The following is a 16,975-nucleotide window of genomic DNA, read 5'->3' as shown; positions in this document are numbered from 1 at the left end:
CTTTTCTAGCAGGCGAGGTAAAACCCCAAGGACGTCCATTCTGCGCCTAAAAAAGTGTGTCGCTCAACCCCAAGCCTTGTCGCGCCTGATTTAGAGGGGTTGAATGAGCAGAATCGAGACTGATGGAACCACGGCCGGCGATCACGGCCTAAACTGCGCAATCAGACCAACAGGAGTGTGCACGATGAGCCGTATCGAAACCGACAGCCTTGGCCAGGTTGAAGTCCCGGATGAAGCCTACTGGGGCGCTCAGACGCAACGCTCGCTGATTAATTTCGCCATCGGCAACGAACGCATGCCACTGGCAGTGCTGCACAGCCTCGCGCTGATCAAGAAAGCCGCGGCACGGGTCAACGATCGTAACGGCGACCTGCCCGCCGACATTGCCCGGTTGATCGAGCAAGCGGCTGACGAAGTCCTCGACGGCCAGCATGACGATCAGTTTCCACTGGTGGTCTGGCAAACCGGCAGCGGCACCCAGAGCAACATGAACGTCAACGAAGTGATCGCCGGGCGCGCCAACGAACTGGCCGGCAACCCGCGCGGCGGCAAGTCCCCGGTGCATCCCAACGATCACGTCAATCGCTCCCAGAGTTCCAACGACTGCTTCCCCACCGCCATGCACATCGCCACCGTGCAGGCCGTACAGCAGCATTTGCTGCCGGCGATCAGCGAATTGTCTGGCGGATTGGCCGAGCTTGCGGCGCGGCACATGAAACTGGTCAAGACCGGGCGCACGCACATGATGGACGCGACGCCGATTACTTTCGGCCAGGAAGTTTCGGCGTTTATAGCGCAACTGGATTACGCCGAACGGGCGATCCGCAGCGCATTGCCGGCGGTCTGTGAACTGGCCCAGGGTGGCACGGCGGTCGGGACAGGGCTCAATTCGCCCCACGGTTTCGGTGAGGCCATCGCCGCCGAGCTGGCCGCTCTTTCCGGTTTGCCGTTCATCACCGCCCCCAACAAATTCGCTGCCCTCGCCGGCCATGAGCCGCTGACCACGCTATCTGGTGCGCTGAAAACCCTGGCCGTGACGCTGATGAAAATCGCCAACGACTTGCGCCTGTTGGGTTCCGGCCCCCGTGCCGGTTTCGCCGAGGTCAAACTGCCAGCCAACGAACCGGGCAGTTCGATCATGCCGGGCAAGGTCAATCCGACCCAGTGTGAAGCACTGTCGATGCTGGCCTGTCAGGTGTTGGGCAACGACGTCGCCATCGGTTTCGCCGCGAGCCAGGGTCACCTGCAACTGAACGTGTTCAAACCGGTGATCATCCATAACCTGCTGCAATCGATCCGCCTGCTGGCCGATGGCTGCAGCAACTTCCAGCAGCATTGCATCGCTGGCCTGGAGCCGGATGCAGGAAAAATGGCTGAGCACCTGGAACAAGGCTTGATGCTGGTAACGGCACTGAACCCGCACATTGGCTATGACAAATCGGCGGAGATTGCCAAGAAAGCCTATGCCGAAGGGCTGACCTTGCGCGAAGCGGCACTGCAATTGGGGTATCTGACCGATGCAGAGTTTGATGAGTGGGTAAGGCCGGAGAATATGCTGGAGGCTGGGGCCAAGGGCTGATTTTTGCAGTAAAGCGAAAAGATCGCAGCCTGCGGCAGCTCCTATAGAGGGTACGCATTCCCTGTAGGAGCCGCCGCAGGCTGCGATCTTTTGATCTTCAGGCCATGCGCATCCGCCGAGCCCTGAGCCCGGCTATCAACGAAGGCCCCAACGCCACCAATGCCGATCCCAACACCACTAGCACCGCCCCGCCATACCCCAGACCATTGATCGTCTCGGCCTGCACATACTCCGGCCACCACCAGGCCGCCAGTGCCACCGCACCAAACGTCACCAACGGCGTGATCGCCAATGTCGCACTCACCCGCGACGCTTCCCAATGGGCCAACGCCTCGGCAAACGCGCCATACGCGATCAGGGTGTTCATGCAGCACGCCAGCAGCAGCCAGCCTTGCAGCGGATTCAATTGCAGCGCTTCCAGCGGATGCACCCATGGCGTCAGCAACAAACCGCAGAACAGGTAGATCACCATCATCACCTGCAACGAATTCCACACCGTCAGCAACTGCTTTTGCCCCAGCGCATAAAAGGTCCACACCGTGGATGCCAACAACACCAACAGCACGCCAGCGGTGTAATCGCTGAGCGAGGTCAGCAGTTCACTCAAACGCTGATTGAAAAACAGCGCGAAACCGACCAGCAGCACCAACAGACCAATGCCCTGCCCCAGGCTGAAGCGTTCCTTGAACACAAAGACACTGGCGATCAGCAACATGATCGGCCCCATCTGCACCACCAGTTGTGCGGTGCCAGGGCTGAGCAGGTTCAGGCCCATCAGATACAGCACGTAATTGCCCACCAGTCCGAGCACCGCCATCAGCACCAGCCAGCCTCCGCGCGGGCCGAGCACTTTGCGACTGGGCAGGCGTTTGGTCGCCGCCAGGTAAATGAACAGACAGCCACCGGAGACCATCAGGCGAAACCAGGTCACCGTGACCGGGTCCATCACCAGCAACACTTGTTTGAGTTTGATCGGCAGGATTCCCCACAACAACGCGGTCAACAAGGCCAGCAACAGACCGTAAACCCAGCGACCCGACGAAACGTGCATGTGAACCCCAAAGCCAACTTTCAAGAACCGTCATTCTAGGCGCACCCCCTTGAAGCACACAGGGACAGTTGGCGGCAGGACGCGAATGAAACTGTGCAGGTCGCACCATTAATTTGGCGAGTTGCCGTCGATCGGATGGCCAGGCACGGCAAGTGGTTCATGCTTAAGCTGATTGGATCCATAAACATGAACATCCATCAGGAGATCGCCATGTACGGCATGCGCGCCCAGGACAGCGGCCCCGCCACCCATTTTCGCAGTGACCGGTTATGCCGTGTGAATGGAATGCTGTATTTCATCACTCGGGAAAACACCCATGAGGGGCCGTTCGAGAGTCGGGATGAGGCGTTGCGGGAGATTCAGGCGTATATCGAGCGGGTGCAGGTTTTGCAGATGAGCCGGTAAACCGGGGCGCCTGCATCGCGGGCAAGCCCGCTCCTACAGGTTTTGTGGCGTTCGCAATCATTGTGATCACCACCAATCACTGTGGGAGCGGGCTTGCCCGCGATAGCAATCTAACAGTCACTAAAAATACTCAAAGTATTTAGCGAACCGCCTCAAACAACCCGGTAGCCCCCATCCCGCCACCCACGCACATGGTCACGATGCCGTAACGCAAATTGCGTCGCTGCAACTCACGCACGAGATGCCCGACCTGACGCGAACCGGTCATGCCGAACGGGTGGCCGATGGAAATCGAACCGCCATTGACGTTGTACTTGTCGTTATCGATTTGCAGACGATTACGCGCATACAGGCACTGCGAGGCGAAGGCTTCGTTGAGTTCCCACAAATCGATATCGGCAATCTGCAAGCCCTTGGCCTTGAGTAACTTCGGCACCGAGAACACCGGGCCGATGCCCATTTCGTCCGGCTCACAACCGGCCACGGTGAAACCCCGGAAAAAGGCTATCGGCTTGAGCCCCAGTTCCAGCGCTTTTTCCAGGCTCATCACCAGCGTCATCGAGGCGCCGTCAGACAGCTGCGAAGAATTGCCCGCCGTCACCGAGCCGTCTTCAGCAAACACCGGTTTCAACCCGGCAAGACTTTCCAGCGTAGTGTCCGGGCGGTTGCAGTCGTCACGATCGACCACGCCGTCGAGAATCTGCACCTGGCCGGTGGCCTTGTCTTCAACGCGATACTTCACCGCCATCGGCACGATTTCATCGTCGAACAGCCCGGCGGTCTGCGCCTGGGCAGTGCGCTGCTGACTTTGCAGGGCGTACAGATCCTGTTCTTCGCGGCTGACGTTGTAACGGCGAGCGACGATTTCGGCGGTCTGGCCCATCGGGAAGTAGATGCCCGGCACCTGCTCCTTGAGCAGCGGGTTGATCAGGTTGTCGGTGTTGACGCTCTTCATGGTCAGGCTGATCGACTCGACGCCACCGGCGACGATGATGTCGCTGCAGCCCGAGGCGATCTGGTTGGCGGCGATGGCAATCGCCTGCAAGCCCGACGAGCAGAACCGGTTGAGGGTCATGCCCGCGGTGCCGGTGCCCAGTCGAGAGAGCACCGCGACGTTGCGCCCGATGTTGTAGCCCTGCGCGCCTTCGTTGGAGCCGGCACCGACGATGCAATCCTCGACGCTGGCCGGGTCAATGCCCGAGCGCTCCAGCAATGCGTTGACGCAGTGAGCCGCCATGTCGTCCGGACGGGTCATGTTGAATTTGCCGCGAAAGGATTTGGCCAGGCCGGTCCGTACGCTGTCGACGATCACCACTTCACGCATGGCATACCTCATTGTTGTTGTCGGTTGAGAGTGGATCGAGCATATGCCCACCCCGTCACCGACCGCGACAATCATTCATCCCGCGTATGCGCAGCCATCGGCTCACTTCTTGTGTTTGCGCGCCTGTTTGTCGGACTTTTCGAACGCCTCTTCAATGGCCAGATTGATGGTGCGCAACACTTTCACCCGCGCCCAGCGTTTGTCATTGGCTTCCACCAGCGTCCACGGCGAAATCTCGGTGCTGGTGCGGTCAACCATGTCGCCGACGGCGGCGCGATAGGCATCCCATTTATCGCGATTGCGCCAGTCGTCTTCGGTGATTTTGAAGCGCTTGAACGGAATGTTTTCGCGCGCCTGGAATCGCTCCAGTTGCGTCTGCTTGTCGATGGACAGCCAGAACTTGACCACGATCACCCCGGCGTCGGCGACCTGTTCTTCGAAGTCGTTGATTTCACTGTAGGCCCGCAACCAATCCGCCGGGCTGCAAAAGCCCTCGATTCGCTCCACCAGCACCCGGCCATACCAGGATCGGTCGAACACGGTGAATTTGCCGCGCGCCGGAAGATGCCGCCAGAAACGCCAGAGATACGGCTGCGCACGCTCCTCTTCTGTCGGTGCGGCAATCGGCACGATGTTGTATTGCCGTGGGTCCAGTGCCGCAGCGACCCGGCGGATCGCCCCACCCTTGCCCGCCGCGTCGTTGCCTTCGAACACCGCGACCAGCGCGTGGCGGCGCATGCGTTTGTCGCGCAGCAGCCCGGAAAGCCGTGCCTGTTCGGTGATCAGTTGTTCTTCGTAATCGTCCTTGGTCAGACGCAAGTTCAGGTCGAGGCTGTCGAGCAGGTTGACCTGATCGACACTGGGAAAAACCGGCGCAGCGCTGACTTTTTCCGGATGAATTTGCGGTCGTTTCAGTGCGGCCTGCAGGCCTTCAAGCAAAATCTTGCCCACCACCAGGCTGCGATAACGCGGGTCCATCCCGGCGATCACGTGCCACGGTGCGTAGTCGCGGCTGGTGCGACGCAAAACCCGTTCGCCAAACTTTACAAAACGGTCGTAAGTTTCAGACTGCTGCCAGTCCAGAGGGCTGATGCGCCAGCTGTGCAACGGGTCGTCAGCCAACGCCTTGAGGCGCGCCTTCATTTGTTTCTTGGACAAGTGAAACCAGAATTTGAAGATCAGCGCGCCTTCATCGCAGAGCATCTTTTCCAGGCGCTCGGCCGAATTGATGCTTTGATCCAGACGCGGGTCCTTGATCACGCCATGAACCCGCGCCTGGAGCATCTGGCTGTACCAGTTGCCGAAGAAAACGCCCATGCGCCCCTTGGCCGGGAGCATCCGCCAATAGCGCCAGGCGGGTGGTCGCGCCAGCTCTTCGTCGGTTTGCTGATCGAAGGTGCGGACCTCGATCAAGCGCGGGTCCATCCATTCGTTGAGCAACTTGACCGTCTCGCCCTTGCCGGCGCCTTCGATACCGTTGATCAAAATGATCACCGGAAAACGCTTTTGCTGCTGAAGTTCGAACTGCGCTTCGAGCAAGGCTTCACGCAGGGCCGGCACTTCGGCGTCGTAGGTTTCTTTGTCGATGGTGTGATCGATTTCGGCAGATTCGAACATGAATGACTCCCTTCCAGATGTGAGCAAGACTAGCGGATTGACCTCTGCATCGTTGGAGAAATCCAATTTTTAAAGCCGCCGAGAAACTCGTGGCGAGGGAGCTTGCTCCCGCAGGACAGCGCAGCCGTCCCCAAAAAACGTTGCGGCTGCTTCGCACCCGAGCGGGAGCAAGCACCCTCGCCACAAAGGCGGATCAGGCACCGCCCCCGTGATCGGCTAGAATGGCCGCCTTGCCGTTGCCGAGCCTGCCATGAAACCTGTAATGCCCCACGCCCAGCTCGACTGGGACGACCAGGGTCGACCGCATTCGCGCGTGTTCGACGATGTGTATTTCTCCGATAAATCGGGGCTGGACGAAACCCGCTACGTATTCATTGAGCAGAACCGTTTGGCCGAACGCTTCGCCGCACTGCCACAGGGCGGACGTCTGGTCATCGGCGAAACAGGCTTCGGCACGGGGCTGAACTTTCTGTGCGCCTGGCAGGTGTTCGAGCAACATGCAGCAGCCGGCGCGCGGATGCATTTTGTCAGTGTCGAAAAATACCCATTGAGCCCCGCCGACCTGCAGCGTGCCCTGGCGCTGTGGCCGGAACTCAAAGCGTTTGCCGATCAGTTACTGGCGCAATACGTGGCCATTCACCAAGGTTTCCAACGCCTGACACTGGCCGACGGCCGGGTCACCCTGACGCTGCTGATCGGTGATGCACTGGAGCAGTTGCCGCAACTCGATGCACAAATCGATGCCTGGTTTCTCGACGGATTTGCCCCGGCGAAAAATCCGGACATGTGGACGGCTGAACTGTTTGCCGAGTTGGTGCGATTGGCCGCACCCGGCTCGACCATCAGCACCTTTACCAGCACCGGTTGGGTTCGGCGCCTGCTGAACGCCGCCGGTTTCAAGATGAAACGCACGCCGGGCATCGGCCATAAATGGGAAATCCTGCGCGGCGAATTCCTAGGCTGGCCGTCAGACGTTCCGGTCCCCGCTCCCGACAAACCCTGGTTCGCCCGACCTGCGCCGCTGACCGGTGAACGCCGCGCCCTGGTGATCGGTGCCGGTCTCGCCGGTTGCGCCAGCGCCGCCAGCCTCGCTGCGCGGGGCTGGCAGGTGAGCGTGCTGGAGCGACACTCGGCCATCGCCCAGGAAGCCTCGGGCAATCCTCAGGGCGTGCTTTATCTCAAATTATCAGCCCACGGCACGGCGCTATCGCAAATGATCGTCAGCGGCTTCGGCTACACCCGACGCCAACTCGAACACTTGCAACGGGGCATCGACTGGGACGATTGCGGCGTGCTGCAATTGGCGTTCAATGCCAAGGAAGCCGAACGTCAGATGCAATTGGCGGCGGCGTTTCCCGAGGACTTGCTGCACCTGCTGGATCAACCCCAGGCACAAGCCCGGGCCGGAATCGGACTGACCCACGGCGGCCTGTATTTCCCGGAAGGTGGCTGGGTCCATCCACCGGCGTTGTGCCAATGGCAGGCTGCGCACCCACAGATCCAAGTGCTCGCGCACCACGATGTGCTCGAACTGCGCAAGGCCGATGGCCAGTGGCAAGCCTGGGACGGCGAACGCTTGCTCGCCAGCGCACCGGTGGTGGTGCTGGCCGGCGCCGCCGAGATCCAGCGCTTTTCCGAAAGTGCCGAGCTACCGCTCAAGCGCATACGCGGGCAAATCACTCGTCTGACACAAACAGCGCAAAGCCAGGCGCTGAACACGGTGGTTTGCGCCGAAGGTTATGTCGCCCCCGCGCGCCTGGGCGAACACACCTTGGGGGCCAGCTTCGATTTCAAGAGCGACGACCTGACCCCGACCACGGCCGAACACTTGGGCAATCTGGCCATGCTTGAGGAGATTTCCCACGACCTGGTCATACGCCTGCAGGCGAATGAACTTGAACCGGAACACCTTGAAGGACGCGCAGCCTTTCGTTGCACCAGCCCCGACTACCTGCCCATCGTCGGGCCCTTGGCTGACCATCAAGCCTTCGCCCAGGCCTATGCCGCACTGAGCAAGGACGCCCGACAGGTGCCGGACGTCGAATGCCCCTGGCTTGACGGTTTGTACGTCAACAGTGGCCACGGCTCACGCGGCCTGATCACGGCGCCGCTGTCCGGAGAACTGCTGGCGGCCTGGCTGGATAACGAGCCCCTGCCCCTGCCCAGAAGCGTCGCCGAAGCCTGTCATCCCAACCGGTTTGCCTTGCGGCGCTTGATCCGGGGTAAGTAGCCCCGGTCACTCAATCGCCCGGAACAGCACAGAGCCCCAAATCAACCAGTCTCAAGGCATCGTTGGTCAAGCGTTCCAGAACCGCATTTTCGGCGTCCTCTTTGGCAACCTTGATCACATTGAGTTGAGTGAGGTAACTACCGGTGGTGAGACTGTCGGCCTTATCGAATACCGCCTCGATCTTTGCCGAGAATGTTTCGTCGACTGAAACGAATTGACGTGGGTGATTGCGCTTCAGGTAATCGGTCCAAAAAGGCTGCTTTACCAAGAACTTCAGGAGTTCGGGTGACAGTTCTGCGGATGTCACTCGAGTTTGCGCCGTGTCCAGAGCTGTTCGAGTAACACCACTGAGAGACGCATAGCGCATGTGCCGTGGCTGACCCGGCAACTCGAAATGCTCCGCCAGACCGGTTCGATAGGCCAGGCTTACTTCCAGGGGGTCGACCGTCGGGTTGTCCTTGATATGTTCCTGGGCAATACGGTCCAGTTGATCCAGGCGAAACAGGCCACGGGCCAATTTCAGCAGCGGCGCCGCCGTCGATTGCTTGCCGCCAGCAGGATTGATCACCCTGTCGATCTCCACCGCCACTTCCAGATGGCTGAAATTCAATGCCGCCGAATCCGTGCAGTTGATCGGGTTGGCCGCCAGTTCCAGTACGTGTTCTCGCAGCGCTGAATTGCCCTCGGCCGCTTCCAATACCCGCCAGACACGAAGGGTCATGTCCTCCTGCACGTGTTCGGAATCGGCGGTATGAATCAGTTCCGACAGCAACCGAAACAGCCCATCGGTCTGCGGATCGTCCTTGAGTGCGGTCCAGATCGCGTTTCGCTTGTTAAATGTCTCGCCAGCAATTTCCGGCAACCAAAGCGACCGTGCAGCCTGTTCGTTCAGGCGTGTGATGTCGTCCTCAAGGTAGCCCATGCCGGTACCCACGCTGTCGCGATACTCCTTGAGCCGGGTGAGGCTCGTATCCGACAGAGAGTTGTGTCGCAAATTGATCGTCTCGCTGAAACGGCGCGGACTGCTGAACAGCCAGTCTGGCAAGTCCTTGATGTCATTGTCGCGCAGGTCCACACGATCCAGATTGGGCAGACGCGACAGCCCTTTGGGCAACTCCGTGGCGCGGGTTTCGCGCACGGAGAGGAAACGCAGATCGAACATTTTGCTCACGTCCGGTGTAGCACCGAGCGGGTTATAGCCCAGGTTCAAGGTTTCGAGTGTGCGCAGGTTGGAGAGCTTTAGCAGTGTCTGTTCCGTCAGTTTTATCTGGTTTTTCTCCAGACTGAGTTGCTTGAGACCGGGCATCAACGACAAAACCTCCGGCAGCAATGTGAGCTTGTTGTTGTCGAGCTGAATGGACTCAACCTTCTTGAACGCTTTAATGAAATAGGCGACGTCGTTACCCAACGCCATGTTCTTCAGCGATAGACGGCTTACATGGTCGAAGGAGATTTCGGCTGGCAGGATCGGCAGTTTTCCAATCCGCATGCCGTCCAGCTTCAGGCTCGAAGTCCCATCGTTGAGCACGCTGTACAAACGTCGCCAGCTGTCCTCGATGATCTCCGCCACTTGGCTGCGGCTACGCAGGTATTCGCCGCGCTCGCCGCCCACATCCTTCCAGTCAGCTTCATCGATACTCCACGTCTCAAGCAGCGTGCGTAACTGCGTCAGCTGTTGCTGAAGCTGTTTGACCGCATTCGCCCGGGCCAAATGATCACTGCCCAATTCATCGAGAAATGTGCCGGCAGTTATCTCGGAGAACAGCGGATAGAGTTTCCTGACCTTGCGCACCAATCGCTTCGAGTGATTGGTGGCAGCGACAGGGGAATCGCCTAGAGTACAACCCGTCTCTGTGGGTGCAGGTTCTATCGTACCGGTGGACAGGAATTGCCTAGCCTCCGTCCGCTCCTCGATGACTTTCTCCAGCAAACGAGCACGCAGACGCCCACCATCGCCGGTTTCCGTGAAGCCGAAAGCAAGACGCTGCGGTGACGGTATCGCCGTGATGATTGCATCAAAGAGACCGTTCGGCCCCGTTGAAGCGGACCCTAGAGATTTGCCGTCGCTGCCGAATGGCCTGTAGCTTTTCCCCGACTTGACGACAATGCACTTGAGCGCCGTATCGCTGGTGTCGCTGCCAACGCTTTCCAGAAGCTTGCCTTTGGGTGTGTTCTCCCGCAGCTCCAGTCGAATGTTGTGGTCCCAGTCCGTCAAGCGACTGAGAAACTGAATGCCAAGTTTTTCACTGTCGGCCCCGGCAATCGCCGGCAAGTAAAACCCGGCGAGCGCCCGGTCCAGACGTACCTCAGCCGATGCCGCGCGAATGTTCTGCGCCAATTCCATGGGTACTCGCCCGGTCGCTCTCAGGTGCAAGCGTTCGACACTCGACGCCCCATCAATCAACTCTCGGGCCACACGTGCGGGAATCTCCGGAAATACGCTGCGCACTTTATGCACATCACCCACCAAACTGCGGTCATGGATTTCGTATAGATGATCAAACAATGGCTTGGGGTCTGTCTTGATCGCCGCTCCCAGTTTCTTTGCCAGCAATTGGCTTTGCGCCGTCTTTTCGCTTTTCACGCCCAGCAACGCATCGACTTCGTGCGAGTACAACCCGGCCACAACCGTATCCAGCAACTGACCCTTGGCCAACTGGTCGAGGGTCATGTCAACACTCAGAACGTCGTCCTCCACGTCGGCGTTTTTCGGGTACGACGCGGTGATCTCAAGTTGTTCATTGAGCACTTTGATATAACGATCAGTCGGCCACCCGGCCAGCCTTGGCAACGTGTGAAGTTGTTCCTCCACATAGCGATTGCCCGTCGTTTCGCCACGTTCCATGGCCGAGATGAATTGACGCAACTGATGCTCCAGCCTGAAGCGCTCGACCGAATCTTTCAGGCGGGCGGGCAAGCGCAGGTTTTCTTCACTCAAACGATGTAACTGGCTGAGCGAAGTACCGGTTGCCTTGCGGATTTTCTCCAGACGACTGTCGTCGATTGCGGTCAGATGCGAGTTGATTCGCTTGAGAGCATAAGCGCCATGGGCCCACTCCTCCGTGCGCTCGAAGGGCTGTCGCCAGCCCCCCTCGCCATTGTGTTCAAGGGGCGGTTCGTAGGCACCGAAACGCGTGGGGTGCTTGATGTGCCAGGTTTTTGCGGCCGAATCGAAACCGACTGAAAAGACGCGGCCGTCGATCTGGATGTAAGTCTGATCATTGATCCGATAGAGCCCCTTGGCATCGGCAACGTTTTCTTCATCGAACGTAAACGATTGCTCATAGGGCGCAAGTTCTGACTTCCACAGACGAAGCCCACCGCCGGGCTTGAGAATGGGCAGGAACTGACCGAAAAATTCCGGATGGGAGCTGACGACCTTGGTCGCGAGTTTGCTCACCAGCTTTTGTCCTGCCGCAAAGGCCCCCATCAGCGCGATGTTTTCCCCGACAGTGAGCAGGTGCGCGAGCGCTTCGTCCTTGTCCCCCTGAGTCCAATCCTCCACGCCGTCATAAACTTCGGCCAGTAATTGCCCGAGTGCCACGCCCATCATCAGTTGCCCCACCACCGGAACGAAAAGCCCCGCAACCGTACCAAGGGTCAAACCGAGGTCGAGATACTTGAGCAAGCGCTTTTGACGGGCGTCTTCATCAACATCGGTAGTGGGCACGGCCAGTTTCCTGGCGTCGACCTGCAACTTGCCCACTTGGCTCTGAAGCATGAAATCGAAAAGTGATGTGGTGATTGGCAGTTGCTTGATAAACCCCAGGCTACGGGTCTCATCGAACGTGGCAAAAAAATCCGCTTTGTCGTCTTCATCGATGCTGTGGGCGAAGTAGTCCTTGTAACTGCCGACGCTGAGCTTGAGGGTCAGGTATTGCTTGAAGTCAGCAAACTTCGAGTATTCGTAAAGAGGCCGATGGGGTTCACCCGGCATGTAAACCAGACACCACTCGTCGGGGTATTCCTCGACAGAGCGCACGGAAAACACCACCACGCCCCACACGCAGCAGTTGTGTATTTCAATGCCCTGCATGATCAGCGTTTTGGCGCCGTGAACCAGGGTTGACGCCTGTAGAGTGTGGCCGGTCTCGGGCCCGAACATGGTCAGCAGGGCCTTGTAGATCGCCTCGTCGATATGACCTTTCATCAACGCCATGTGGGTGTCCATCAACATCAACAGGCGTTTGAGCTGCTTGATGTCAGGCACTTGGGCACCGGTGGCGACCACTTTGCCATCCCGGCTGGTCAGGCCGAAAACGTCCTGGAAATGCTCCTGATAGCGTTTCCCCAGATCCAGCTCGCGGCAAAACGTGGCAAAGGCTTGCGGCGTTAGCTCGGCGACGCCGGCCGGCGCACTGGTCACCCGCACAACGCTGCCCGCGGGAAAACCATCGGTCGCCGCTTCATCCTCGGTGAAGTTCTGCATGGCCGCTTCCAGCAAGCTGTGAGTAGCCGCAGGCACTGCATGGGTCGCACCCGATGACGGCGGCGTATCGCTGCAGCCGCAATCAGCGCCGGGCAACTCCAGGTGGTCGTTTTCGACATCGAAACGGGCTGGCCATTTGGCACCGAGGGCCAAGGTCAGCGCCTCGATGCAAAACACTTTCAGCGGCTGCAACTTGCGCAGGTTCGTATCGACTTTCGCCTGACAGAGTTGAAATTCACGAAGGGTTTTATCCAGCGCCCCGATCATTTCGGGTTTGGCTTGGGCCAGCCATGTTGGCAAGGTTTTTTCAAGCACCTGGGCGGTGTCCAGATCGCCCGTGGCGTCGAGCAACGCGGCCAGCTTCTCTTCCTGAGTCAACGGCACAACGGTCTCGGGTGTGGTCTCGGTGGTAGCCATCAGCAATCTCCTTATTGCAGATTCGAGCAGTCACCTTAACCAGTTGGCGCTTGGGAAAATAACGCGAATTCCTGCACGGATTCATGGGGAACACAGCAGAAATCTGCATGTTTGAGATAACTATCTACCGCACTCAATTGAGCACGTTCTGCTATTGGGCTGCGCCATAGCCGTTCGCGCTTATAACTGATCGTTCTAAAACTCCCACTACCGAGGCGGGTCAGTTTCTGAGTACCCGCCATTTTGGCGCGGAATCGATTGACCCTCCCCAACGGAAAAACCGGTAAGGAATTTATGTGCGGATTAGCTGGCGTATTCCAAAGGCGCTAGACAAGGGGTTTCAGCGTCTTCTGAGGCCCCGGAGAGTCCCTCAAGGGAACATTGATTGGTACAAAAATTGGTACGAGCTCCATCCCTTCCCACGGCGTCCTGCCGAACGAACATCATCACTCAAAGCAATCGCTCGTCGACTCACCCTCGCAGAAATAACACGCCTCGATTACTGTATATCCGAACAGTATACGCAAGGCGCAACCGTGGACCCGTACGAAATCGAAGACACCAGCGACTGGCTGGGCAATCCGACCCAGTTTGAAACCGTCAAGCATTACGCAAGTATGCTCGAGGAAGACGTCCAAAATCTGAAACGCCAGCTGAGGGCGGCTAAAGAAACCATTTCCACTCTCGTCGAAATGAACGACCAACTGTCTGCCGAGCTCGAACGGAAACGTATCTGGATGGCGAACCTCGAAGCCGAGACCACCGATCAGCTATCGCAAATCCAAAGCTTGACGAGAATCCTCGATCAAAAAGAAGTGGTCATTCGCGAGTTACAGGCGAGAAGGCGGAAAGGATCACCCGCCGATTATGAAAGCCTTGAGCGCGACCTGGCATCCCTCGTAGAACTTCCAAAATGAACCGAGAACTAGAAAAACTGCTAACCAGCGCAGCACGCCACCAATCTTCTCGCTGTGCTTACCAAATTCGTCACCGAATGCTGCTTGGCAGATATATGCCACGCCCGCTCCGACTCCCGTGAACATGACCCCCATAACGAAATGCTCAAGTGACGAAGCCAAAAGCCCCTTAACCGCTGCCCCGCTGAATCGCGACCAAGCGGTTCCAAGGAACGCAAGAAATGCGACAGCAGCACCACCATTTATTATTAAGGCACTCTTTATAGCGAGGTGCGAAGTCGCGATAGTCGCCCGCAACATCTCCATCTGACTTTCATGATTACGCTGATTGTCATTTTGCCAATCCACCAAGCTGGACTTGAATTGCTCAATGCGTGCCTGTTCGCGATCAACACCTTCTGGTGTTTGATGTGACTCTGTCTCAATCATGCCTACCAGATTAGAAAGGCTTTCGAGTGAAACTTCTGATAGTCCTTTCTTTTTTGCCGAATCAATTTCCCAGCGGAGAATCGATATAACGTCCGATGTCAGCATTGAGCAATTCTCTCTAAAGGGGTGGCGAGAGTGTGTCGATCCACAAGATTTTAGGCAAGGCCACTCCACCAAGCATGTCGCTGGTCATGCCAGTACCTCCAGCGCGCGCTTGTAAATAGCCAGTCGATCAGCCTGCCCATTCAAGCCACCATTCACCTTGCGAGTGATCGCCTCGAACCTTTCCGCGTCCGCCAGTTCATTCAGGCCATTGCTCGACCAGAACCATGCAGCTGACAGCGCGGCATAACCCGGCTGCTCCAGTAATTCTGGCTTGCTGAGCAGATCAACGCTCAGCGCCGAGCCGCACGCCTGATAGTTGACCCAGCCCGTGACCTGAATCAGCCCCCTGCCCCGGTACCGCCAACCGTCGCCCGTCACGGCAGGCCCATTGCCCAGGCGCGAAGCGTAGACGATGTTTGCGATCTGCTCGGGCTTGCGCGCGACACTGGTAGCTGTCATCAGGTTGAACCGCTTCGGCCAAGTGCGGATCAGTCCCTCGGCGCTGTAGTTCAAGTTTTCGACCAGCGTGCGCAACTGGCCGGACTCGTGCCCGATCTGCGCCAGGAACGCGGCGACACGCAGCCGACCTTCGATGTTGAACCGCGTCATCGCGTCATTCAGTGCGGACACAAAGACGCCGGCAACTGGGCCGGCGTTCGGGAGGATCTGCAGCAATTGCTGCTGGGTGATCGGCATCACTTTTCTCCAGGCAAAAAAATCCCGCTCGATGGCGGGTGCTTTGTATTGCTTGCGCGTTAGGTCAGTTCGGTGACCAGCGACTCTGGGTCGGCCGTAATGACCGGAACCGCTGGCTCAGTCGGCCATACCGGAGCGGCATACCAAGTCGGCTGAGCCGTCACTTTGCCCAATGCGAACTTGTAGGTTTTCCAAGCTTTGAGATTGATCAGCAGAGCGGCCTGCTCAGCCTCATCTTCTTCAGTCGCCTCTCCCGCATCGATGCCGTAGCCGAGCGTGTCGATCCGATCCTGAATGCGAGCGATCTGTGTCAGTGACTTGGCATTCCTCGCGGATAACTCGGCCTTCGCGACGGCGAGTTGTGCGGCCTGCGCAGCAGCGTCCTTCATTGCCTTCGTGATGAGTTGTGACCAGTCGATATTCATTCAACGACCTCCGGAGCCGTAGTTGTTGAAGGTTCCGGCAGGGGAGCGGGAAAAACTACCGGTCCATTCGGGACGTTTTCAAGCGGAACAGGAAATGCCTGCTCTGGGCTGTAGTTAACTGGAAGCGGCAGGATCAGCGTCAGTTCAAGTTCTCCACCGACGTTGTCGACCTGGCCGGCAAACCACGGGGAGTTGATCGCGCTGGTCGGAAGCGAATCGCCATCGGCCATTTTAGAGAAGTCGAACGCCTCGCCATTGATGATGAGAGTGGCGCCAGCGCGAGATACTTCCAGCGTGTCATCGCGACGCTGTGGGGAAAGTTTAATATTCATTTAGAACCATCTTCCTTTGGCAATATAGGTATATGAGTAAGTCTGCACATAGTTCCAATATTGGATAAGTGAGAATGCTCCAGGTGTGGATGGGCTGGCACGACAATAACCTTGGAATACGTTGGATACGTTAACTCCTGAAATATTTACCAAGACAACGTACGCCGCATTAATGAATGCAGCAGGAAAACCAATAGTCGCAGAATATGCCTGCGAGGTAGTGGATTGATCTATCCCACCTATCGTGCTCCCGCGACATTCCATTGAGCCATCGGCGTACTTTATGTATGTGCCGTTGGCGTTTGTTCCAGTTTCGATGATGGCACCAGTGGGAACGCCGCCGGACTGCGATACTGTCCCGACGATGTTTCCTTCGTGGTAAATCGCACGAGCAACCGCACCATAAGACCAGCCCCCGAGTTTTAATCGGTTATCCGTGTCCAATCCAAAGTGCAGGCCGTAGGTTCCCTCGCGAAGAAATGACATGACCGCAGAAGCAGCGTTGTTTGAAGCATTGGACAGGGTGAGCGGTGTATCCCTGTCGTGACCACTTGAGCTGATCGTGGCGATGCTTGGAGTTGTGGCGGAAGCTAAGGTTGTCCCGTCTGCCGTGTTAATGATCCCTTTACCTACGAACGGAGCGGCGCCCACAGTAGTTGCAGCTGTACCACCCTTGTTTACGGGCAATACGTCGTAGTTGCCGGTTGTGCCCAGCGCAGCCAGCTTGGCGCCATACTGATTCACCAGTGCTCGCAGGGCATCGGCCGAGTCTTTGACGTAACCCTGCATCGGCGCCAATGCGTAGACGCCGGCGGCGTTGGTTGCGCCCTGATAGTCTGGCGAGATCGACAAGGCCGTGTCGCTGGCGATGTTGGTCACCTCATACCAGCCACCGTCCGGCCCGCGGAATGCATCGCCGACCCGAGCATTGGCAATAAAAGCAGTGCCCGCACCAAGCACGGCATTGGAATTTTGGGTGACAGAGACCGTCCCGGCTTTATACCAAGGCATGGTGCTTC

General features: G+C 58.0%; 13 protein-coding genes. 4 read left to right on the top strand and 9 right to left on the bottom strand.

Going from position 1 to position 16,975, the window contains the following annotated elements; translation table 11 throughout:
- Positions 1–184: 184 nt before the first annotated feature.
- On the top strand, positions 185–1,579 hold the full coding sequence (locus KGB21_RS14850) for a class II fumarate hydratase (protein ID WP_034151038.1): 1,395 nt from the start codon (positions 185–187) through the stop codon (positions 1,577–1,579).
- Between the two features lie 97 nt (positions 1,580–1,676).
- Here KGB21_RS14850 and KGB21_RS14845 read toward each other — a convergent pair whose 3' ends face one another.
- Positions 1,677–2,630, bottom strand: coding sequence for a DMT family transporter (locus KGB21_RS14845; protein WP_223505522.1), 954 nt, complete (start codon positions 2,628–2,630; stop codon positions 1,677–1,679).
- A gap of 210 nt (positions 2,631–2,840) precedes the next feature.
- On the opposite strand from KGB21_RS14845, the gene KGB21_RS14840 reads away from it, so the two are divergent.
- Positions 2,841–3,035: a DUF6316 family protein gene (locus KGB21_RS14840; RefSeq protein ID WP_223505591.1), complete on the top strand. Its 195-nt coding sequence runs from the start codon at positions 2,841–2,843 to the stop codon at positions 3,033–3,035.
- Positions 3,036–3,174: 139 nt separating this feature from the next.
- Here the strand turns inward: KGB21_RS14840 and KGB21_RS14835 are convergent, their stop codons facing one another.
- Positions 3,175–4,359, bottom strand: a complete 1,185-nt coding sequence (locus KGB21_RS14835) for a thiolase family protein (RefSeq protein WP_034151040.1) — start codon at positions 4,357–4,359, stop codon at positions 3,175–3,177.
- A gap of 102 nt (positions 4,360–4,461) precedes the next feature.
- A complete protein-coding gene (gene pap / locus KGB21_RS14830) occupies positions 4,462–5,976 on the bottom strand; it encodes a polyphosphate:AMP phosphotransferase (protein WP_223505521.1) in 1,515 nt (504 codons plus the stop codon).
- 250 nt (positions 5,977–6,226) lie between these two features.
- On the opposite strand from pap, the gene mnmC reads away from it, so the two are divergent.
- Positions 6,227–8,206, top strand: a complete 1,980-nt coding sequence (mnmC, locus tag KGB21_RS14825; RefSeq protein WP_223505520.1) for a bifunctional tRNA (5-methylaminomethyl-2-thiouridine)(34)-methyltransferase MnmD/FAD-dependent 5-carboxymethylaminomethyl-2-thiouridine(34) oxidoreductase MnmC — start codon at positions 6,227–6,229, stop codon at positions 8,204–8,206.
- Positions 8,207–8,216: 10 nt separating this feature from the next.
- Here mnmC and KGB21_RS14820 read toward each other — a convergent pair whose 3' ends face one another.
- Positions 8,217–13,052, bottom strand: a complete 4,836-nt coding sequence (locus KGB21_RS14820) for an NEL-type E3 ubiquitin ligase domain-containing protein (RefSeq protein WP_223505519.1) — start codon at positions 13,050–13,052, stop codon at positions 8,217–8,219.
- Positions 13,053–13,588: 536 nt separating this feature from the next.
- Here KGB21_RS14820 and KGB21_RS14815 point away from each other — a divergent pair.
- A complete protein-coding gene (locus KGB21_RS14815; protein ID WP_223505518.1) occupies positions 13,589–13,969 on the top strand; it encodes a hypothetical protein in 381 nt (126 codons plus the stop codon).
- Here the strand turns inward: KGB21_RS14815 and KGB21_RS14810 are convergent.
- From KGB21_RS14810 to KGB21_RS29460, 5 genes are all read right to left on the bottom strand, one after another.
- Positions 13,907–14,503: a hypothetical protein gene (locus tag KGB21_RS14810; protein WP_223505517.1), complete on the bottom strand. Its 597-nt coding sequence runs from the start codon at positions 14,501–14,503 to the stop codon at positions 13,907–13,909. The genes KGB21_RS14815 and KGB21_RS14810 overlap by 63 nt on opposite strands.
- Before the next feature lie 84 nt (positions 14,504–14,587).
- Complete coding sequence (locus KGB21_RS14805; RefSeq protein WP_223505516.1) at positions 14,588–15,199, bottom strand: glycoside hydrolase family 19 protein; 612 nt, start codon at positions 15,197–15,199, stop codon at positions 14,588–14,590.
- 59 nt (positions 15,200–15,258) lie between these two features.
- The gene (locus KGB21_RS14800; RefSeq protein ID WP_223505515.1) at positions 15,259–15,624 is read right to left on the bottom strand and encodes a phage tail protein; all 366 of its coding nucleotides are present in this window, start codon (positions 15,622–15,624) and stop codon (positions 15,259–15,261) included.
- Complete coding sequence (locus tag KGB21_RS14795) at positions 15,621–15,956, bottom strand: hypothetical protein (RefSeq protein ID WP_223505514.1); 336 nt, start codon at positions 15,954–15,956, stop codon at positions 15,621–15,623. The genes KGB21_RS14800 and KGB21_RS14795 overlap by 4 nt, the downstream gene beginning before the upstream one ends.
- A complete protein-coding gene (locus tag KGB21_RS29460; RefSeq protein WP_411741398.1) occupies positions 15,957–16,967 on the bottom strand; it encodes a phage tail protein in 1,011 nt (336 codons plus the stop codon).
- Positions 16,968–16,975 lie beyond the last annotated feature (8 nt).

Source organism: Pseudomonas sp. GL-RE-29 (assembly GCF_019947275.1).
Lineage (GTDB): Bacteria > Pseudomonadota > Gammaproteobacteria > Pseudomonadales > Pseudomonadaceae > Aquipseudomonas > Aquipseudomonas fluorescens_A.
The sequence above is the reverse complement of the archived record's forward strand: the minus strand, read 5'-3'. Positions and strand labels throughout refer to the sequence as shown.